Source organism: Micromonospora sp. NPDC050417, assembly GCF_044458865.1.
Taxonomy (GTDB): domain Bacteria; phylum Actinomycetota; class Actinomycetes; order Mycobacteriales; family Micromonosporaceae; genus Micromonospora_G.
In genome coordinates this window covers 73,155-91,101 of record NZ_JBITIH010000020.1, presented here as the reverse complement: position 1 = coordinate 91,101, position 17,947 = coordinate 73,155, and the positions used below count along the sequence as shown (strand labels likewise).

Here is a 17,947-nt window from a genome sequence, read left to right as displayed (position 1 = left end):
GCATGGACAGGAGCCGGCCACGCGAAGCCGACGCGGTGTCGTGTACCGGCGCATTGTCAACGGGGATCTCATCGACAGAGATTGTCGGAACAGATCTTCCCAAGTAGGAAGCAGGGAGTGTCGATGACCGCACGCAGGAACGCCGGCCGACTATTGACCGCGCTGGCCGCCGCAGCCACCCTCACCGCCGGCACGCTGGCCCAAGCCGAAGCTCCAGCTCAGGCCGCCCCGCAGACATACGTACGCGTGGCCACCGTATCGGCAGTCGACTCGACTACACAACCATTCCGCATCACCTACGGCGCATCAATCACCGAGGGTGACATCATCTTCTACAACCGCAGCCTGCAAATCGGTGGATACGTGAAGGCGGTCAGCGATTCGCGGACGGTGTTGTTCGTAGGCTACAACGAGAATGGCAGCTGCTACTTCGAAGAGCCCCGCACGGCGTCTGCGGGCACCACGAAAACCTTCGGATTCGAGAAGACGTGCGACGTGGCCGGCGGCTTTCTCGCGGTCGACGTCTATTTCCCGGTCTAGTCTAGCCGCGACCACCGATAAGGTGGCCTCTGACCGTGGGTGAGACATAGGTTTGGCTTTGCGGGCACGTGCGCAGGTAGCCATCCCGCGCACGCTCGACTTCAAAGTCCAACACTATGTCTGCTAGAGAGGCGAAATCGACACACTCCCCCGAGGACCGTCGAGCAGGGCGACTCCGGTCGGGGTGAGGCTGTGAAGCACGGCGTTGCCGGCTCGGCGGGTGACGATGAGCCCGGCTTCGCGGAGAGTCGTAGCGTGTTCGCTGGCCGACGACGGGCAGATGCGTAGGCGTTTCGCCACCTCGGTGGTGCTGACCGGGCCCTGGCCCACCGTGTCCAACACCGCGGCTCTGGTCGATCCGATCAGGGCCGCGATGGCACGGTCTCCGTAGGTGGTCGAAGTGGAGTGCGGGTTCAGCCAGTCCAGGTCGCGCTCCACCGGATAGACGAGGACCGGTGGTAGATGCGGGTTGATGAGGGTGACCGGCTTACCCCAGCAGAAAAAGGCCGGCAACAGGATCAGCCCTCGGCCGTCGAGGTACAGGTCATGATCTTCCGGGTACGGGCTGAGCAGGACCGGCGGCTGCCAGTCCAGTGGTGGTGGCAGGCCGGCGAGGACGCGTTCCGGTCCGCCCAGCCGGGCGTCCCGGAGGCGGATCGCCCGGTCGGCGTCGAGATGTGTGGTGATCTGATCGTGGTACGGACGGACTGCGGTGTCATGCCAGGTGCGCAGCGCCTGGACGACGTGGTTCAGCGCCTGAGGTTCCCCGTCGGCCAATGGGCTGCTCCATGAGGGGAGCCGCTGGCGTACGGCCAGGTGGTCGAGGTCGCGACGGATCAGCCGCAGCGGGGTGGCGCGGACGCTTTCCAGACCAGCGTCCAAGCCGAGCGTTCCGGTGGCCGGGGTGAGCAGGTCGGCAAAGTCGCCACGCGGTGGCGACAGGGACAGCAGGATCGCCCGCACCGAACGGGGAGCCCGGGGCCGCACCTCGCGGCGCCAGTGGCGGAACACGAGCCGGCCGTCGTGGTTGTGGAGCAACTGCAGGCTCAACACCGTCTCCCACAACGCGTCCACGTTGGCGGCGACGTGGGTCCGGGCCAGGTCCTCTGGCAGGAAGTGGATCCTCAACACAGGACCCACCGGCAGTCACAGAACGCGTTCTTCCTGGGCTGGAGGGGGCGACGCCACTGGTCGGGATGGATCTTCGGCTGGCGGGCGAAATCCGTCTCCCGCCTCTCTGGATTCACGAAACCCATTGTTACCGGTCGGCAGCTTTCCGTACAGCGACTTCGTTCCATATCCGACAGATCACGATCCGGAGCCGGCCGCCGCCGGGTCGGCGACCCGCGCGGCGTCGCGGTGACCGGCCCGTCGGCTCTGGTGACGGGCCCAGTCGGTGGCCGTACGTGACTGGTGCCCCGACTACCGCAGCCGCTCGGCTTCCGCTTCTCGTACGGTCAGCGCTCGGCGGCGGACCCGATCCCATCCGCAAATACCGCGTCCGCCTCCTACTCCCGTCCGGCGATGTCAGGGCCTCAGGGCAGCGGGCCGGTTGATGGCAGCGGTGAATCAGCGCATGGGGGGTCGCCGGCTTGCCCGGTCACCCAGCGCTCAGGCGGCTTCCCTGCCCCGCGAACTCTGGCCTCCTGGCCGCAAGAGCCGGCCGATGCGGCGACGATGGACGCATGCTGTTTCCGCCCGCCGCGCTGCTGCTGGACTTCGGTGGTGTCCTTGTCGAGTTGCCACGCCCGCAGCCAGCCGCCCCGCCCGCCCTGGTCCAGCGAATACACGCACTCACCGGGCAAACCGTCCCGATCGACACGATCGTCCGGGGCATCGCTGACGGCTCCCGCCGGTATTCCCGCTGGCGCGACGACACCAGCCGGGACCAGGGTCCCTTGGAGGTGACCCACGAGCGGGTATGGGAAGACGTCGTCACCCCGGGCTGGCCGGACGCGGCGCGAGAGGCGGTACGGCGTGAGGCGGTCTCGTTGAGCTACGCGTGGGCGTGGGGCGACGAGTGGACCGTCCCGCGACGGAATCCCGGAAGCGCTGCGTACGGCGGCGGCCGGGGGGGATCCCGATGGTGGTGGTGAGCAACGCGATCAGCGGCGCCGCCCATCGGACTTCCTCGCCTCCGCCGGCCTCGGCCCGCTGTTCGCCGCCGAGCCGTACAGCGACGAGGCGGGGATACGCAAGCCGAACCCCGAGTTGGCCTGGCGCGCGGCGGACGCCGTCGGAGTGTCGATCGGGAAGTGCTGGTTCGTCGCGCCGCTACCGGTGGCGAGGTTCGCTGAGCGCCGACATCATTTGGCGGTCAGTTCGGTGATGTCACGGATGATTTCGGACGCGGTCACGGGGTCGAGCCGGTCGAGCGGCACCGTCGGGCGGTCAAACCACCAGTACACTCCGGCGCCCTCATAGAGGCCGAGAGTATCGAGTTTCTGCTCCGGCCACTCGGTGGGCGCACCGATGGCGATCCCCGGGTCCACCCCGACGACAAAGGTCCACTCGTCGCGTACCGTCCGCTCGATCCACCCCTGGATGCCCCCGTCCTGCGGGCCGCCGCGCCGCCAGCCGCGCTGTTCCAGGCCCAGGATCCGGCCGGTCGGCACCGTCTGGCCGTCCAACGCCGCGACGACCTCTGGAGTTGGCACGAAGACCTTCCGGTCGAGCTGTGGGAACGGCTGCCGGGTCTGGTGGTTGGCGAAGAGCGTCGCCCATCCGGCACACGCCGTGCCCAGCTCGATCGGATGCACCAGACCGATCACCGCCTCGTCGGCGATGGCGACCTTGTTGTCGGTCGCGTCGACGAAGGTACGGTCCTCCGCGATCCGGAACCCGTACCGGAGAGGGCCATCGGGCAGCTCGTACACGCCCCAGACCAGCCGTCGGACGAGGTGCCACAGCAGCGGGTGCGCGACGAGGAGCTCCCGGAACTCGGTGACGGTCCAACGCCGCGCGGTGACCATGGCCTGCTCCAGCCGTACGAGCTGGTCGGCGGCGATGCTCCGGACGTTCTTCCGGACCGCGGCGAACCGGGTGTACGCCTCGTTGGCCAGCGTGGCGTCGTCCCCGGTGCCCGGCTTGGGCAACGCGCCCGACCGCCCGCCCGCCGCATCCGTCACACACGGTTTCAGCTGCTCGTCGAAGGTAACCACAAACTGCCGCGGCCCGTAGTCCAGCCGCAGTGTACCGTCCGTGGCCAGGCCCAGGTCGGGGACGAGTCGGTCGGCGAGCTGTTCACCGGTCAGCCCGATCGCCTCGGCAACCTTGGCGACCTTCTCGACGGCCTGCTCCTTGAGGCCCTTGAACTTCACCCGTTGCGCGATGCTGTTGAGGTGCATCAGCGCCACGTCGCTGCCGAGCGCGGCGAGCACGTCGAGCCCGGTGACCGCGCGGGCGTGGCCGCCTTCGCCCGGCCAGGCGCGGATGATCGGAGCCAGCCGACGGATCGTCTCGTCGTCGCCGGTCAACCCCAAGGACTCCAGGGCCCAACTGTCCCTGGGTGGCATCAAGGCCGCCTGCCACCGTTCGAAGACGGCCCAGCCGAATTCGGCGAGACCGCGCGGCTCCACCACCTCCTTGACGATCGCGACGCCAGGGTAGGGCTCGCCCAGCTTGGACATGGCCAGCATGGTGAGCAGGTGTCGCACCGACTCGTGCGGCAGCGCCCCGGAGCCGTCGCGCAGCGGGATCCGGGGCAGCGACGCGGGGTCGGCCCAATCCCCGATCACCGGCATCTTCGTCGGCAGCAGGTCCAGCGGATCCTGATCGAGTACTGCCCCGACGGCCACGGCGGCGGCCTCGCCGTACTCGGCGGCGGCTACCAGCACCACGGCCCGGTGCCCAGCCCCGGCCAGGAGGCGAAGCGTCGCCTCGGCGCGGCGCCGGGACGAGCCCGCCTTGCCGAGCGACGCCGGCACCAAGGCCCGCGCCGCAGCGAGTGGGTGGCGCTCCAGCCAGGTGCGGGCCACCTGGTGTAGAGGGCCGCTCCGGGTGCACCAGTCGGCCATGAGCGTGGCGAGTTCGGGACTCGCCAACGGCAGCAAGGCCGGCGCCATTGTGGTCGCCACCCGCGCGATGCGTAGCGCCGCCGGCAGTGCGGCAGTTCCGTGCCGGGCGACGATGACGCGTAGCTGCGTGAGATTCCAGACGTCCTGGTGCTGTATGTGAGCGAGCAGTGGCCGGACCAGCTCTTCCGGAGCCTTGGCGAGGAGCAGGGTCTGGTCGCCGTACGTGATGGGGCCACCCGTGCGGTACAGCTGCATCAGTTGGTCGAGGTCGGTCCGGGAAATCTCGTGCCGGAACCGCCTGTCGTACGCGGCCAGCCACTCGTCACGCTCGCCGGGCAACCAGCTCACCGCTGGCGGGAACTCGGCGGCCAGACCTGGGATCGTCAACGACTTGGCGACGCTGCTCTTGCCGCTCCACGGCGGGCTGACCAGCACTGCGGGCAGCTTCGCGGTCGGCGCGTCGGTCATCGCAGCCGCCTCGGCGTCGATTGCGCGGATCCGGTCGGCGGCGAGGGCCGGCAGCGTCGGCAGCAGTTCATCGACGAGTTCTCGGTGCCGGGCCAGATGGAGGCGGAGCATACCGTCGACCGTGCGGGAGCCGGACTGCGCCATGAGTCGGACGGCCCGGCGCGGGTAGGCGGCAGCGGCCTCGTGTAGCGCTGCCGGTAGCACGTGACTACGGTCGATCCGGTCGAGCAGCGCCTGGAACGCCTCGTCGGCGGGAAGCAGTGCGACCAGCGACGACAGCGCCTGCTTGTCGCGTGCGTCCGGGGCGGCGTCGAAGCAGCGCAGCAGCACCGGCAGTGCCGCCGCGCCCACGCCCTCCAGCAAGGAGGGCAACACCGACTCCGTCCAGCCGTTCGGGTGCACGGGGAGATGCCGGCTCACCCGCTCGAGCTGCTCGGCGGTATGCAGGGCGGGCAGTAGCAACGGGGCGGCGTCGAGGCCGGCTGGCAGGGTGCCGGCAAGTAGCGTGTCCTCCTCCACCCAGTCCGTCCGGGTCGGCAGCAGGAACGACGTCACCAGCCGTTGCAGCGGGGTGCCGGCCTGACGGACCGGTTGTAGGACACGCTCGACCGCCGCGTAGTCGGCCTCGCTCGCGGTCGCCAGGAGGTCGCGTATCCGGCCGCAGTAGTGCAGATTGCTGTCCGGCCACCCCCGGTAGACGTGTTGCGGCTGGAAGTCGGGCAGGGTCGCTCGGCGCACGTTGTCGTCGACGTAGATGCCGGCGAGCGCGACGGCCGCCTCCGCGGCGAAGAGCAGCCCGCGTGTCTCGGCCCAGTAGTTGGCGAGCTGAGCCAGCCCACCGTAGAAGGAGAGGCCGCGCACTCGGGCCGCGGCCCCCATCAGCGCCGCCGCGCCCAGGGGCGAGCCGACGGCCGGATCGGCGCCGAGGGGGCGGTGGCGATCGCCGTCGAGCAGGAGCAGGGCCGCGGCGCGCAGCTCGGGGTCAGATCCCGGGTCCTGTAACAGTCGGTGGATCTCCGGACGTGCCGAGTCGAGGTACTCCGTTCCGGTCGCGTCCGCCCCGGCCGGCATCGGCGTGCCGGTGAACCAGCCACCGCGCCGCAAACGCAGGTTCCGCCGCCAGGTGGACGGGGGGACCAGGATGTCTTCATCCGGTACGGCAGCGGCCACTGCGTCGGTGGCAGGCGCGGCCGGCGACCCGCCGACCACCACCCGAACCACCGCACCCTCGGGAAGCGAGCTATCCGAGGGCGCGGCCGAGCCCGTCGACGCCAAGCCCACCGGCGGGGCCGCGTTCGGCGGCGCGGCGGCTGTCACCTCCACGTACCCCTTGCGCAGCTTCTCGGCGACGCACTTGTCCACGTGGGCGGCCGCAGCCTCCTCGTCGGGAAACTCCTTGGCCTGACTCGTGCCGTTGGCGCCGACCCGGCCGAACTGCACGATTACTGTCGAGCCATCGCGGTTGACCCGCCAATACTTTGCCGAGTCACCGCTGACGAACTGAAAGTTCCGCACTGCACTTCCCCCGACCGTGTCCAGGACCACGGCACTCTAACTGGTTGTACGCCGCCGCCCCGGCGACCGCGCGTCCACGTCGGCTGATCCGGCTCATCGGCTTCTACGGGACCCGTGTTGCTGACCAACCGGTGCCCGACGGCGCCCCGGCGAAACCGCCGAGGAACCGGTGCCACACCGCCGCCGCCGTGGGGCTCAGGTCCACGTCGAGCAGCTCCCCGACCGGCACGAACCGCGCCGCGCGGCCTTCGCCGAGCAAGATCGTCGTCTCCGTGGCCGCGCCCGCGAAGACATGCGGTTCGACGGCCGAGGCCGAGCCGGCCAGGTCGTACCGCACGTACCAGCGGACCGCGACCACGATCACCTCGGCGGGGAGCCGGAAGCCGGCGAACGCCGACTTGGGCGGTGACCACTACGCTCGGTAGCTCGATCGCTTCACACACACCCAGCTTGCCTCGACCTCCGCTACCGACAACGCAACGGAGCTGCTCCCAGTTTGCTCCCAGTGTGAGGGGCGCAACGGGAACGGCTCGTTACCGGATTTCCGGTAACGAGCCGCTGACCTGCTGGTACTACTGGTGGGCGATACTGGGTTTGAACCAGTGACCTCTTCCGTGTCAAGGAAGCGCGCTCCCACTGCGCCAATCGCCCTCGCCATTACTGCCGAGGTGGAGACGGGATTTGAACCCGTGTACACGGCTTTGCAGGCCGTTGCCTCGCCTCTCGGCCACTCCACCGAGGTTGCCCCCGACGTGCGTGGCGGCATCTCCGAGCGGACGACGGGACTCGAACCCGCGACCCTCACCTTGGCAAGGTGATGCGCTACCAACTGCGCTACGTCCGCTTGTCTCCGGTGTTTCCTGGTGACGGATGAGAACTTTAGCCGAGCCCGCGAACATGTGCCAAATCGGGGGTGACCATGGCGGGTCGGCGCAGCTCCGTACTCCGATTGTCCCAGGTGAGCGAGGGTCGCGGCAGGCATCACGGCCGGACGGAGGCCACACCCGGTAAGCATCCTAGGAACCTGGGTTTGAGGGGGGAGGGACGTACGGTGGATGTGGTTTGGTCCGTTCGGTTGAGGGACGGGCCGCTCCCCGAAGAGGCACCGGGCAAGAGGGCGGCCCGCCGGGGCGGACGGATCGGTCAGGGGCCGCAGTAGAGGAGACGGTTGGGCGAGCCGGCACCGGGGTTGGCGACGATCCCCGGCGTGGACTGGGCGATCAGATGAGCGGCCACCTGGGCGGCGGTCCAGGTGGGGTGGGTCGAGAGGACCAGTGCCGCACAGCCCGCGACATGCGCGGACGCCGAGCTGCCGCTGATCGTGGCGGTAGCGGTGTTGCTGGTGTGCCAGGTGGAGGTGATCCCCTGGCCGGGGGCGAAGATGTCCACGCAGGCGCCGTAGTTGGCGGAGCCGAGCCGGGCGTCGGTCGGTGTGGTGCCGGCAACGGTCAGTGCCGCCGGGACCCGGGCGGGCGAGAAGGTGCACGCGTTCGTGGCCGAACCACCCGACGGTACGGCGTAGGTGATGCCCGAGTTGATCGAGTTGGTCACCGCCGCGTCGAGCGCCGCGCTGGCGCCGCCGCCGATGGCGAGGTTCGCGACCGCCGGCCTGACCGCGTTCGCGGTGGTCCAGTCGATGCCGGCGATGACCTGGGCGTAACTGCCGCTGGCGGTGCAGCCGAGCACGCGTACCGGGACCAGTCGCACGTCCTTGGCGACGCCGTACGACTGGCCGCCGATGGTGCCGGCGAGGTGGGTGCCGTGACCGTTGCAGTCGTCCGCCGGCAGCGCGCCGTCAACGGCGTCGTACCCGCCGACGACGGAGCCACCGAAGTCGACGTGGGTCGCCCGGATGCCGGTGTCGATGACGTACGCGTGCACGTTCGGCGCGGTGTTCGGATAGGCGTACCGCTGGTCCAGTGGCAGTTGACGCTGGTCGATCCGGTCCAACCCCCACGAGGGCGGGTTGAGCTGCACCCCGGCGGCGAGCGGGACCAGGTGGTTCTGTTCGACGTACGCGACAGCCGGGTCGACGGCGAGGCGGCGAACGGCGGGCGCTGGTAGCCGTACCTCGAAGCCACGCACCGCGGCCCGGTAGACCCGGTCGAGGGTGCCGCCGTAGCGGCGGGCGAGGCGGGTGGCCTCGGCACCGGTGTCGGCGCGGGTCGCGGCTGCACCGGACGCGGCCGGTTCACGCAGTAGCACGATGTAGCTGTCCGGTACGGCGGTCGCACCGCCAGCGCGATGGATCTGCCCACCGGGGTGGGGCGCGGCCGTCGACGGCACACTGGTTCCGGCGACGCCAACGACGGCGGTGACAACGACGGCGCTGACGGCGGTCAGCCAGCGTCGGTGGGCGGGTACGGCGGTCATCTTCCGGCCTCCCTGAAACCCGGCGACCACAGCCGGGCTCCTGGGCGCGGCGACGGTCGGCCCGAATGGTGACCGAAGCCTACTAGGACATCGACCAACTCGGATACCTTGGGGTTTCGGCCACCCGTGTCCCGGCACCGGAACGCACCGGCCCCCGGAACGCACCGGCCCTCGGGACGCACCGGCATCGGAGTGCGGCAGCGCCCGAGTGCACCGGTGCCGCCACGGACACCGGCGCACCCCGCCCGGGTCGCTACTTCGCCTCGGTGAGGTCGTCCAGCGCCTTGCGCGCGCCCCGGTGCAGCGGAACCGGGTCGGTGTTGCGGGCGGTCTCCAGGCTGATCTCCCTGGCTGCCGCGTTGGCCTGCTCCAACTGCGGCTTCCGGTCGAACAGTGCCCTGGTCAGTACGCAGACCAGGTTCGCGTCGAGGTCGCTCTTCACCAGCAGTAGGTTCGGCACCACGATGGTCCGTACCTCGGCGGGGGTGCCGTAGGTCGCGGCCGGGATGGTGCCGACCTCGTACACCGGGTTGACCTTCTTCATCTCGGCCAGCAGCGGGGTGATGTCGAGGAAGGCGACCTGGTCGCGGCTGGTGGTGAGCAGATCGGTGATGCCGGGGGTGGGGAGGCCGCCGGACCAGAAGAAGGCGTCGATCGAGCCGTCCTTCATGCCGTCGACGGTCTTGGTCAGGTCGAGCCGCTGGGCCTGGATGTCCGAGGCCGGGTCGAGACCGGCGGCCTGTAACAGCCGGTGGGCGATCACTTCGGTGCCCGACTTCGGGGAACCGGTGGAGACCCGCTTGCCCTTCATCCCGGCGACCGAGGTGATGCCGGCGCCGGTACGGACCACCACCTGGGTGTAGTTGGTGTAGATCCGGGAGAGTGCCTGCACCGGCTGTGCCTGCCCGTTGAAGCTGCCCTTGCCCGCCACCGCGTCGGCCGCCGTGTCGGCGAGTGAGAACGCGACCGCGTAGCTCCCGGCGACCAACTGCTGGATGTTCTGTACGGACGCGCCGGTCTCCGCCGCGCTCGCCTTGACCTTGCCGTCGGTCGTGGTGGTGACCTGCTCCGCGTACGCGTTGCCGAGCGCGAAGTAGACGCCGGTGGCATTGCCGGTGGCGATGCCGATCCGGGTGTCCGCCCCGACCTCGCAGGTCACGTCGCCGCCGGCGTCGGTGCTGGCCCCGTCCTGCCGGCCGCCGCAACCGACCAGGCCGGCCAGGCCGAGGCCGACCGCCGCGAGTGTCGCGACGGCCTTGGTGGCACGGTTCATGTGCTCTCCTTCTTCCGGGATGACGGGTCCGACTTCAGGGTGGGCCGGGCCGTTGACCTGACCGCACCGCCGTCGGCCGCCCGGTGGTCGGCGCGGCGCCGGACGAGGGCCAGTGCGACGGTCGCCGCGAGCAGCCCGCCGCCCGCGAGGATCGAGATCGGGTGCAGGTAGAGCAGGAGCAGGCCGGCGGTGCCGGCGAGGATCCGCCCCGGCCGGTCGACCGGTCCGACGCCGAGCACCCATCCGCCGGTCGCGGTGGCGAGCGCCGCGATGCCGACGCAGGCGACGAGACCGGTCCAGAGCACCCCGAGCGCCGGTCCCCGACCGAGCAGGTACTCCCCCGGCCCGGTGAGAACGAAGGCGATTGGGGCGAGGAAGGCCGGGAGCGCGTACTTCAGTGCCTGCCACATGGTGCCGACGGTCCGTCCGCCGGTGATCGCGGCGGCTCCGACGGCGGCGAGCGCGGTCGGCGGGGTGACCTCGGAGAGGACCGAGTAGTAGAAGACGAACATCGCCGCGGCCGGGGCCGGTACGCCGAGCGCGAGCAGCGCCGGTCCGATGATGACCCAGCCGATGATGAACGAGGCGGTGACCGGTACGGCGAGCCCGAGCAGCGCGAGGGCGACGGCGGCGAAGACGACGGTGAGTGCGAGCACGACCGCGGGCCGGTCGGCGAGGGTCTCGGCGGCACGGACGAGGAGTCCGGCGAACTGGGCGCCGAGTCCGGTCTTGGTGGTGGTGGCGGTGATGATGCCGGCGGCGCCGCAGACGGCGGCGACGGGGAGGACCCCGCGTACGCCGTTGACCAGCGCGGTGAAGAGCCGGCCGGGGGTGAGCCAGCCTCGGCGGTCGAGGAAGGAGAGCGCGAACGCGAGCGCGGTGGCGTAGACGACCGAACGGGTGGCGCTGACCCCGACCGCGAGCAGCACCACGATCATGATCAGTGAGGAGAAGTGGTAGCCGAAGCGGAGCAGCAGCCGGCTCGGTGAGCCGGCGACGACCTCGACCGGGCGGACCCTGAAGCGGCGGGCGTCGATCTCGACCGCGAGCAGGATGCCGAGGTAGTAGAGCAGGGTCGGGATCATCGCCCAGCCGAGCACGGTCAGGTAGGAGACGCGGAGGTATTCGGCGACGATGAACGCGGCGGCGCCGAGGGTGGGCGGGGAGAGGATGGCGCCGACGCCGGCTGCGGCGAGCATGCCGCCGGCCTGTTCGGCCGGGTAGCCGGCGCGGCGCAGGATCGGCCAGCTCACCGCGCCGACGCTGACCGCGGTGGCGGTGCCGGAGCCGGAGACGGTGCCGAGGAGGAAGCCGGCGGCGACGGCGGTGCGGCCGGCGGCGCTGCGGGAGCGGCGGAACGCGGCGACCGAGAGGTCGACGAAGAAGCGGCCGGCACCGGAGAGGTCGAGGACGGCGCCGTAGATGGTGAAGAGCACGATGTAGGTGGCGGCGACGTCGAGCGGGGTGCCGTAGAAGCCGCTGCCGGAGTTGTAGAGCGCGTCGACGATCTGGGCGAAGTCGAGCCCGGCGTGGGCGACCGCCCAGTGCTGCGGCAGCAGGCCGCCGTAGTAGCCGTAGCCGAGGAAGAGCAGGCAGACGACGGGCAGCACCCAGCCGGTGGTCCGGCGGCATGCCTCGATCAGCAGGACCAGCAGCACCGCGCCGAACAGCACGTCGGTCGGGGCGAGCAGGCCCTGCCGGTCCAGGAAGTCGTCGTAGCCGCCGCCGGCCCCGGCGATCGGGATCGGCAGCACCGGGTAGAGGCAGACCAGCAGGGCGATTCCGGCGAGCAGCCAGTCGCCGACGGTGGGGCGGTCGTGCCGGGTGGGCCGGGGCTGGTCCGGCTGGTCCGGGTCGGTCGGCGCGGCGCCGCGCGGGCGTAGCCGCGCCGGCCACCGCAGGCCGGACCGGTAGGCGAGGAAAACCAGCGGGAGTACGCCCGCGAGGAAGATGATCAGGTAGAACTGGCTGCCCTGGGCCAGTGGCCGGAACACCTGCGCGAGGACGAGCAGTGCGACGACGAACGCCACCGTGGTGACCACGGTGGCGGCTGGTCCGGTCAGTGCGCGGGCGGGTCGTTCCTCGTCGTCGTACCCGACTGCCGGCAGGTCTGACGGTCCGCCGGGCAGGGCCGGCCCGGCGCTTCTGTCCGGTTGCGTCGACTGGCCACTGTCGTCCGTCCCGGTGCCGGTGGTCGACTCCACCGTCGACGGTCGTGTGGGGCTGTCCCGCTCGGCCTTGGCCGTTGGTGGAACAGGGGCCTGACCCTCGGGCATGTGCGGGACCCTACTACGAGCCACCGATGAACACCGATACCTTTGCGCAATGTAGATCAATGTGTGCGGCCCAGTACGCCGTTGAACTGTCGATCGCACGCCGGGTCACGACGCGAAGACCGTCAGTACTGGTGACTTACCGTATTCACATCGATAGGTTAACGTAGCCGCGTGACAAGACGCGCGGCCGAGGTCCGCCTAGATGCGCTGTTGCGTACCGCCTGTGCGGTGATCAAGGAGCGCGGGTTGGCCAACACCCGTACCGCCGATGTGGCCCAGGCCGCCGGGGTGAGTCAGGCCCTGGTCTTCTACCACTTCTCCACGAAGGACCGGCTGCTCGCAGAGGCGTTCGCGTACGCCGCCGAGCAGGATCTGGCCCGGCTCGACACGGTGATGCGCTCGTCGGCCCAGCCGTTGGAGAAGCTCCGGAAGATCCTCAAGCTCTACGCACCGACCGGTCGGGCGAAGTCGTGGGCGATGTGGATCGACGGCTGGTCCGAGTCGCTGCGGACGCCCGAGTTGGAGAAGGTCTCCCGCCGGCTCGACCTGCGCTGGAAGGAAGACCTCACCGGGATCATCGCGGCCGGCGTCGACGACGGGGTCTTCGTCTGCGAGGACCCGGCCGGCGCCGCCTGGCGGATCAACGCGCTGATCGACGGGCTCGCCGTGCAGTCCGCGGTCCATGATCGGGTGATCTCCCGACGGCGACTCTCCGACTGGGTACGGCTCGCCACCGCCCGCGAACTCGGCCTGGCCCCCGAGCAACTGGAGGGCTAGCCACCCCGGGGGGCCGGACGGGCGCGGAGCCGACCGGCAGCAGGTGGGCGGAAAGCCCGGCCAGCGGGGGCGAACCAGAGCAGAATCGGGCGCATGGACCTGCTGCAGACGTACCAGCGCAGCCTGAGCGAGTTCACCGACCGGGTCGCCCAGGTCGGGTACGACCAGTGGCCCACGCCGACGCCGTGCGCGCACTGGGACGTACGGACACTGGTCAACCACGTGGTCGGCGAGGACCGCTGGACCGTGCCGCTGCTCTCCGGCGCCACCGTCGAGCAGGTCGGCGACCGGTTCGACGGTGACCTGCTGGGGGCGGATCCGGCCGGTGCCGCGCAGGACGCCGCGGCGGCGGCCGTACGGGCGGCGAGCGAGGCCGGCGCGCTGGACCGGACGGTTCACCTGTCGTTCGGGCTGACGCCGGCCAGCGAGTACCTGCGCCAGTTGCTCGCCGAGCACCTGGTGCACGGCTGGGACCTGGCGGTGGCGATCGGGGTGGAGCCGAAACTGGACCCCGAGGCGGTCCGCGAGTGTGCCCGGTGGTTCACCGAGCGGTCGGGGATGTACCGGCAGGGCGGGCTGGTCTCGCCGGCGGTGCACGTACCGGAGAATGCCAGTGAGCAGGACCGGTTGGTGGCCGTGTTCGGGCGGGACCCGGACTGGGCTCCGGGCGACTGAGGCGGGCCTAGCTGGTGCGGCTCTGCGCGTACCGGTAAATGAAACGTTTCACAAGCCCGCCTTACCGATCCACAGGGGCCGGTGAATGTTTCACGGCCGTGTCCATTTCGTTGACAGGACCAGCGACCGCCGGTACGTTCGCCGTCATTGAATGGTTTCACGCGCGCCAGCACGGGAGTGCGCTGCCCCGGCGGCGCAGGCGTCACGAGCCGATCGGATAGCCACGCCATGACGACTGAGACACTTCGCCGGCCGCCCCCAGGGTCCGCCGACCCGGCCGCCGGACGGGGCCGGAACCGACCCCGCTACCGCCGGCACCGGCCGGGGATCGCCTACCTCTTCCTCTCCCCCTGGGTCCTCGGTGCGCTCCTGCTCACCCTGGGCCCGATGCTCGCCTCGCTCTACCTCTCGTTCACCGACTACGACCTGTTCACCACGCCGAACTGGGTCGGGTTGGAGAACTACCGGAAGCTCTTCACCGACGACGCCCGGTTCCTCGCCTCGGCCAAGGTGACCGCGACGTACGTGCTGATCTCCGTACCGTTGAAGCTGGCCGCCGCCCTCGCGGTGGCGATGCTGCTCAACAACTCGCGGCGCGGGCAGGGTTTCTACCGGTCGGCCTTCTACGCCCCCTCGCTGCTCGGCACCGGGGTCGCGATCGCGCTGGCCTGGCGGGCGCTCTTCACCGACGACGGGGTCGTCGACTCGCTGACCGGCCAGGTCGGCTGGGACACCGGCGGCTGGATCAACGAGCCGGACTACGCCATCTACGTGCTGATCATCCTCGCGATCTGGCAGTTCGGCGCCCCGATGGTCATCTTCCTGGCCGGGCTGAAGCAGGTCCCGCAGGAGTTGTACGACGCCGCGGCGGTCGACGGCTCGGGTCGCTGGCGCACCTTCCGCTCGGTGACCCTGCCGATGCTCTCCCCGATCATCCTGTTCAACCTGGTGCTGGAGACCATCCACGCCTTCCAGGCGTTCACCCCCGCCTTCATCGTCAGCGGCGGCCGGGGCGGACCGAGCAACTCCACCCTCTTCTACACGCTCTACCTCTACGAACGCGGCTTCTCCCAGTTCCGGATGGGCTACGCCTCGGCGATGGCCTGGATCCTGCTGCTCACCGTCGCCGCGATCACCGCGCTCTTCTTCGGCACCTCCCGCCGTTGGGTCTTCTACGCCGGGGAGAACAAATGACCACTCACACGGCAACCATCAGCACCGGCCGCCGGCTGCGCGGCCTCGGCTGGCACGTGCTGATCATCGCCATGCTGGTGCTGCTGCTCTACCCGATCGCGTGGCTGCTCACCGCCTCGGTGAAGCCGACCGACGAGATCCTGTCCAGTCTCGACCTGCTGCCGACCCGGTTCGTGCCGGAGAACTACGGCACGGCACTGGACGGGGTGGCGGGCATCAGCGTGTGGCGGTTCTTCGGCAACTCGGTGATCGTCGCGGTCGGCGCGGTGCTGGGAAACCTGATCTCCTGCTCGCTGGCCGCGTACGCCTTCGCCCGGCTGCGGTTCAGGCTGCGCGGGCCGCTGTTCGCGTTCACCCTGCTCACCATCATGCTGCCGTACCACGTGGTGCTGATCCCGCAGTACACGATCTTCCAGAAGCTCGACCTGGTCGGCACCTTCGTCCCGCTCATCCTGCCGAAGCTGCTCGCCACCGACGCGTTCTTCATCTTCCTGATGGTGCAGTTCATCCGGGGGCTGCCCCGGGAACTGGACGACGCCGCCGAGATCGACGGCTGCGGACCGGTGCTGACCTTCCGGTACGTCATCCTGCCGCTGCTGAAGCCGGCACTGGTCACCACCACGATCTTCACGTTCATCTGGACCTGGAACGACTTCTTCAGCCAACTGGTCTACCTGAACGATCCGGAGACGTACACGCTGCCGTTGGCGTTGCGGCTCTTCATCGACCAGACCAGCGAGTCGGCGTTCGGCCCGATGTTCGCCATGTCGGTGCTGAGCATCGTGCCGGTGGTCCTCTTCTTCCTGGCCTTCCAGCGTTACCTGGTCGAGGGGATCGCCACCTCCGGGTTGAAGGGCTGAACGGATGACCGCCACGGACGAGGAAGCGGGCGACACCGGGCGACGGCTCAGGGCCGGTGGCGGGTTCGCCACCGGACTGGCCTGGCTCTCCGAGGTGCTGGTGACCGGCGTACTCACGCTGGTCACGGCGCTGCCACTGGTGACCGCGTACGTGGCCGTCACGGCCGCGGTCACCGTGCTGCGTCAGCGCGCCGACGACGGGACCGGCGTCACCGTACGGGGTTACCTGCGGGCCTGGCGCGCGGCGGCGGGCAGCGGCTGGTGGCCGTACCTGGTGCCGGTCGGGGTGACCGCCGTGCTCACGCTCGACGCGGTGGCGGTCGGTGCCGGTCTGCCCGGCGCCCGGGTCGTCGGCCCGGCGCTACTGCTCGCCACCGGTTTGCTGGTCACGGTGGCGCTGCGCGCCTGCGTGGCCTGGCGGCCCGCGACCGGCTGGCCGCTCGCGGCCACCGAGGCGGTGGCCCGGACCCGGTCCGACCCGGCCGGCACCGGGTTGCTGCTGCTCGCACTCGTCGCGGTGGGACTGACCGCGTCGATGGGACCCGTGCTCTGGCCGCTGCTGCCCGGCTTGCCGGCGCTCGCCGCGGTCGCCGTCGACCGACGCCGCGCGGTCGCGGGCGCAACACACCGGCACCGCCCGGCGGACGCAACGGACCAGCGCCGCTCGGCGCGCGGTGTCGGGGCCGGGCGCTCCCCCGCGTACGAGCGCTGACCGCTCTCCCGCCGGTCCATTGTCGTACCGGCGGCGCGGACCCTGACCCGGTCGGAACCGCCCGCCTCCTCGGTGCGGGCGCGCTCCGGCCGGGTCGGGGTCCGATTCAGCTCAGTCCGGCCAACCGATCACGGGTGAGGGCGCCGTCCACGACGGCGACCCGGTGCCGGCGGCTGATCCGACCGCCGGCCGGGATGGTCAGGGTGCGCTGGTAGGCCAGCGCGACGCAGACCCCGGGGTACTCGCCGTCCCGGGTGAACCACTGGTCGCCCTCGCCGAGCCCGGAGAAGACCAGGGTGTACGGGGCGCCGTCGGTGCTCTGCCCGACCATCGCCAGCCACGGCTCGGTGCTCCCGTTGACCTGCTTCTCGCCTTCGGCGCTGGCGGTGAGCACCCGGGTGTCGCCCGGTGCCGCCCGCCAGAAGAAACCGCCGTAGCCGGCGCCGTCCGGTCGACCGTTGGTGGCCGGACTGCCCAACGTCACGTCCCGGTCCGCCGGTGCGGTCAGTGTGTAGGCGAAGTCGAGCAGCCAGGCGTCGTCGCGGCCGGCGATCGCACCGGCGGAGACGGTCCGGTCCTCGGTGGCCAGGGTCTGCCCGGACCGGTCGAGCCAGCGCAGTCGCTGCCCGAAGCCGTTGTCGGCCTGCCGGCCCCAGCTTTCCGGCACGATCCGGCCGTGGTCCTCAAGCCAGGTGTAGCCCTGGTCGCGGACGTAGGTGCGACCGCCCCAGAGGTTGAAGCGGTTGACGTCCTGCACCCCGACCGAGACGCCAAGGTGGTGCGGGTGGTCCTCGGGCAGGATGTCGGTGACGGTGACTCCGGCGAGGGTGCGTACCGGGTGCAGGTACGGCCGGGGAGACAGGCGCGGGTCGAGGTCCGGCTCGGGAACGTACTCGGCGACGGTCTCGCCGCGTACGCGCAGCCGGGTCGCGGTCGTTTCGTGGCTCATCGGTCCGCCTCTCGTGGTCGATCGGCCTGGTTCGGGTCGATCCCGGTACGAACTGGTTCGGGTCGATCCCGACGTGAACGGGAAAGCGCTTGCCCCCGATCCGCGTCACCCTACCCGGCGCGGCCTGGCCACTGCTGCCGGTAGGGTCGGCGCCACGACGCGCAACGGTGCGCGCGAGGTGGTGCGGCCACGCGCGACGGACGGGCCCGGAGCGACTCGACGACGCGCGGTCGGCGGGACACGGGGGACCCGGACCGGGCACCGCTATTCTTGACACGTTTCAGTCGCTCGCGCAGCAGCGACGACTACGGAAGGAGGC

14 protein-coding genes and 3 tRNA genes are annotated in these 17,947 nt (G+C 70.5%); 7 read left to right on the top strand and 10 right to left on the bottom strand.

Annotated elements, in window-relative coordinates; translation table 11 throughout:
- Nucleotides 1-123: 123 nt before the first annotated feature.
- Complete coding sequence (locus tag ACIBF5_RS24475) at nt 124-540, top strand: hypothetical protein (protein WP_396815201.1); 417 nt, start codon at nt 124-126, stop codon at nt 538-540.
- 123 nt (nt 541-663) lie between these two features.
- On the opposite strand, the gene ACIBF5_RS24470 is transcribed toward ACIBF5_RS24475, so the two are convergent.
- Nucleotides 664-1,671, bottom strand: a complete 1,008-nt coding sequence (locus ACIBF5_RS24470) for an ArsR/SmtB family transcription factor (protein WP_396815200.1) — start codon at nt 1,669-1,671, stop codon at nt 664-666.
- Nucleotides 1,672-2,225: 554 nt separating this feature from the next.
- Between ACIBF5_RS24470 and ACIBF5_RS24465 the strand changes: the two genes are divergently transcribed.
- A complete protein-coding gene (locus ACIBF5_RS24465; RefSeq protein ID WP_396815199.1) occupies nt 2,226-2,636 on the top strand; it encodes a hypothetical protein in 411 nt (136 codons plus the stop codon).
- A gap of 210 nt (nt 2,637-2,846) precedes the next feature.
- Here ACIBF5_RS24465 and ACIBF5_RS24460 read toward each other — a convergent pair whose 3' ends face one another.
- The 8 genes from ACIBF5_RS24460 to ACIBF5_RS24425 all read right to left on the bottom strand — a co-directional run bounded on the left by ACIBF5_RS24460 (nt 2,847) and on the right by ACIBF5_RS24425 (nt 12,461).
- Nucleotides 2,847-6,539 carry a DUF4132 domain-containing protein gene (locus tag ACIBF5_RS24460; protein ID WP_396815198.1) on the bottom strand — a complete coding sequence of 1,231 codons (3,693 nt, stop codon included), beginning with the start codon at nt 6,537-6,539 and terminating at the stop codon, nt 2,847-2,849.
- 103 nt (nt 6,540-6,642) lie between these two features.
- The gene (locus tag ACIBF5_RS24455; protein ID WP_396815197.1) at nt 6,643-6,897 is read right to left on the bottom strand and encodes a hypothetical protein; all 255 of its coding nucleotides are present in this window, start codon (nt 6,895-6,897) and stop codon (nt 6,643-6,645) included.
- 218 nt (nt 6,898-7,115) lie between these two features.
- Nucleotides 7,116-7,190, bottom strand: a tRNA-Val gene (locus ACIBF5_RS24450).
- 15 nt (nt 7,191-7,205) lie between these two features.
- A tRNA-Cys gene (locus ACIBF5_RS24445) sits at nt 7,206-7,276 on the bottom strand.
- Nucleotides 7,277-7,310: 34 nt separating this feature from the next.
- Nucleotides 7,311-7,383: transfer RNA gene (locus tag ACIBF5_RS24440), tRNA-Gly, on the bottom strand.
- A 299-nt stretch (nt 7,384-7,682) separates the two neighbouring features.
- Entirely contained in the window at nt 7,683-8,912 is a 1,230-nt protein-coding gene (locus ACIBF5_RS24435) for a S8 family serine peptidase (RefSeq protein ID WP_396815196.1), read from the bottom strand.
- Nucleotides 8,913-9,165: 253 nt separating this feature from the next.
- Nucleotides 9,166-10,185 (bottom strand): TAXI family TRAP transporter solute-binding subunit, encoded by a 1,020-nt coding sequence (locus tag ACIBF5_RS24430; protein WP_396815195.1) that lies wholly within the window; start codon nt 10,183-10,185, stop codon nt 9,166-9,168.
- Nucleotides 10,182-12,461, bottom strand: coding sequence for a TRAP transporter permease (locus tag ACIBF5_RS24425; RefSeq protein WP_396815194.1), 2,280 nt, complete (start codon nt 12,459-12,461; stop codon nt 10,182-10,184). The genes ACIBF5_RS24430 and ACIBF5_RS24425 overlap by 4 nt, the downstream gene beginning before the upstream one ends.
- Before the next feature lie 171 nt (nt 12,462-12,632).
- Here ACIBF5_RS24425 and ACIBF5_RS24420 point away from each other — a divergent pair, with 171 nt between their 5' ends.
- From ACIBF5_RS24420 to ACIBF5_RS24400, 5 genes are all read left to right on the top strand, one after another.
- Complete coding sequence (locus ACIBF5_RS24420) at nt 12,633-13,238, top strand: TetR/AcrR family transcriptional regulator (protein WP_396815193.1); 606 nt, start codon at nt 12,633-12,635, stop codon at nt 13,236-13,238.
- 93 nt (nt 13,239-13,331) lie between these two features.
- On the top strand, nt 13,332-13,913 hold the full coding sequence (locus ACIBF5_RS24415) for a TIGR03086 family metal-binding protein (protein ID WP_396815192.1): 582 nt from the start codon (nt 13,332-13,334) through the stop codon (nt 13,911-13,913).
- Nucleotides 13,914-14,141: 228 nt separating this feature from the next.
- Complete coding sequence (locus ACIBF5_RS24410) at nt 14,142-15,107, top strand: carbohydrate ABC transporter permease (RefSeq protein WP_396815191.1); 966 nt, start codon at nt 14,142-14,144, stop codon at nt 15,105-15,107.
- Nucleotides 15,104-15,967 carry a carbohydrate ABC transporter permease gene (locus ACIBF5_RS24405; protein ID WP_396815190.1) on the top strand — a complete coding sequence of 288 codons (864 nt, stop codon included), beginning with the start codon at nt 15,104-15,106 and terminating at the stop codon, nt 15,965-15,967. The genes ACIBF5_RS24410 and ACIBF5_RS24405 overlap by 4 nt, the downstream gene beginning before the upstream one ends.
- Before the next feature lie 4 nt (nt 15,968-15,971).
- Complete coding sequence (locus tag ACIBF5_RS24400; RefSeq protein WP_396815189.1) at nt 15,972-16,679, top strand: hypothetical protein; 708 nt, start codon at nt 15,972-15,974, stop codon at nt 16,677-16,679.
- Between the two features lie 106 nt (nt 16,680-16,785).
- Here the strand turns inward: ACIBF5_RS24400 and ACIBF5_RS24395 are convergent, their stop codons facing one another.
- Nucleotides 16,786-17,628, bottom strand: a complete 843-nt coding sequence (locus ACIBF5_RS24395) for a PmoA family protein (RefSeq protein WP_396815188.1) — start codon at nt 17,626-17,628, stop codon at nt 16,786-16,788.
- Nucleotides 17,629-17,947 lie beyond the last annotated feature (319 nt).

Coding starts and splice junctions, on each gene's coding strand:
- ACIBF5_RS24475 (WP_396815201.1), top strand. CDS start 124: ATGACCGCACGCAGGAACGCCGGCCGACTATTGACCGCGCTGGCCGCC.
- ACIBF5_RS24465 (WP_396815199.1), top strand. CDS start 2,226: ATGCTGTTTCCGCCCGCCGCGCTGCTGCTGGACTTCGGTGGTGTCCTT.
- ACIBF5_RS24435 (WP_396815196.1), bottom strand. CDS start 8,912: ATGACCGCCGTACCCGCCCACCGACGCTGGCTGACCGCCGTCAGCGCC.
- ACIBF5_RS24430 (WP_396815195.1), bottom strand. CDS start 10,185: ATGAACCGTGCCACCAAGGCCGTCGCGACACTCGCGGCGGTCGGCCTC.
- ACIBF5_RS24425 (WP_396815194.1), bottom strand. CDS start 12,461: ATGCCCGAGGGTCAGGCCCCTGTTCCACCAACGGCCAAGGCCGAGCGG.
- ACIBF5_RS24415 (WP_396815192.1), top strand. CDS start 13,332: ATGGACCTGCTGCAGACGTACCAGCGCAGCCTGAGCGAGTTCACCGAC.
- ACIBF5_RS24410 (WP_396815191.1), top strand. CDS start 14,142: ATGACGACTGAGACACTTCGCCGGCCGCCCCCAGGGTCCGCCGACCCG.
- ACIBF5_RS24405 (WP_396815190.1), top strand. CDS start 15,104: ATGACCACTCACACGGCAACCATCAGCACCGGCCGCCGGCTGCGCGGC.
- ACIBF5_RS24400 (WP_396815189.1), top strand. CDS start 15,972: ATGACCGCCACGGACGAGGAAGCGGGCGACACCGGGCGACGGCTCAGG.
- ACIBF5_RS24395 (WP_396815188.1), bottom strand. CDS start 17,628: ATGAGCCACGAAACGACCGCGACCCGGCTGCGCGTACGCGGCGAGACC.